The 1,705-nt window shown below is 71.9% G+C and carries 1 protein-coding gene; it reads left to right on the top strand.

Annotation, left to right across the window (positions count from 1 at the left end):
- The first annotated feature begins 6 nt into the window (after nucleotides 1-6).
- A complete protein-coding gene (locus ACFWY6_RS43910; RefSeq protein WP_384703086.1) occupies nucleotides 7-1,404 on the top strand; it encodes an FAD-dependent oxidoreductase in 1,398 nt (465 codons plus the stop codon).
- The last annotated feature ends 301 nt before the right edge of the window (nucleotides 1,405-1,705 follow it).

The following is a 1,705-nucleotide window of genomic DNA, read 5'->3' as shown; positions in this document are numbered from 1 at the left end:
GGGCGGTTGGGTGTCGTTTGGAGCCGCACGTGTGTGCGAGTTGTGGTCAGGGGGGGCGACGGGGGGGGCTTGTCCGCCGCGTCGCAGGCACGCAGGCTCAAGGGCCCGGACGAGCTGGAGATCGTCGCTTTCGAGCGCGGTCACTTCACCTCGTACTCGGCCTGCGGCATCCCCTACTGGGTGGGCGGCGACGTCCCGTCGCGGGACGAGCTGATCGCGCGTACGCCGGAGGAACACCGGGCGCGCGACATCGACCTGCGGATGCGTACGGAGGTCATGGAGATCGATCCGGCGGGGCGCCGCGTGCGCACCCGCGACCTCGAATCCGGGGCCGAGGACTGGACGGCGTACGACAAGCTCGTGATCGGCACCGGCGCCCGTCCGGTCCGCCCGTCGCTGCCCGGCATCGACGCCCCCGGAGTGCACGGCGTGCAGACCCTCGACGACGGCCAGGCGCTCCTGGACACGCTCGCCGAGACGCCGGGCCGCAGGGCGGTCGTCATCGGCGCGGGCTACATCGGCGTCGAGATGGCCGAGGCGCTGATCCAGCGCCGCTACGAGGTCACCGTCGTCAACCGCGGCGCGGAGCCGATGTCGACGCTCGACCCGGACATGGGCCGCCTGGTCCACGAGGCGATGTCGGGGATGGGCATCGAGATGGTGAACGACTCCGAGGTCACCAAGATCCTCACCGGTGAGGACGGCCGGGTCAGGGCGGTGGCCACGGAGGACACCGAGTATCCGGCGGACGTGGTGGTGCTCGGCATCGGCGTGCGCCCCGAGACGGAACTCGCCCGCGCCGCGGGCCTGCCGCTCGGCGAGCACGGCGGGCTGCTCACCGACCTGGCGATGCGCGTACGCGGCCACGACGGCATCTGGGCGGGCGGCGACTGCGTGGAGGTGCTCGACCTGGTCTCGGGCCGCGAACGCCATATCGCGCTCGGCACGCACGCCAACAAGCACGGCCAGGTCATCGGCTCGAACGTGGGCGGGAGTTACGCGACGTTCCCCGGTGTCGTCGGCACGGCGGTCAGCAAGGTCTGCGACCTGGAGATCGCCCGCACGGGCCTGCGCGAGAAGGACGCGCGGGCCGCGGGCCTGCAGCACGTGACGGTGACCATCGAGTCGACGAGCCGGGCGGGCTACTACCCCGGAGCGGCCGTGATGACGGTGAAGATGCTCGCCGAACGGGGCACGGGCCGGCTGCTCGGCGTCCAGATCGTGGGCCGCGAGGGCGCCGCCAAGCGCGTCGACATCGCGGCGGTGGCCCTGACAGCACGGATGACGGTGGAACAGATGACCGCACTCGACCTCGGTTACGCCCCACCGTTCTCACCGGTGTGGGACCCGATCCTGGTGGCGGCGCGGAAGGCGGTGACGGCGGTGCGGGCGAAGGGGGTCTGAAGGGCCCCGGGGGGCGCGCCCCGAAGGGGCGCGGGGAACTGCGCGCCCAGCCACATCGGACCCGCAGAATCACAACGCACCCGCCCCGCGCAAACCGCAAGCCCGCCCTGATTCGCACCCCCTTCACTCGGGCGTAACCCAGCTCCCCCGCAGGTCAGAACGCGCTTGCTACGCAAAAGGCGCCGCGACCCGAGCCTCCCGAGTTGGCTGATTCATGGCGGTGGGGGGGGGGGCCCCGCCGGGGCGCACCCCGCGCGGGGGGGTTTAAAAAAAAAACAGGCACCACAAGCACGGAGGGTGT

This window comes from Streptomyces sp. NPDC059037 (assembly GCF_042740015.1).
Lineage (GTDB): Bacteria > Actinomycetota > Actinomycetes > Streptomycetales > Streptomycetaceae > Streptomyces.
Note: the sequence above shows the minus strand (reverse complement) of the source record. Positions and strands in the feature narration are given on the sequence as shown.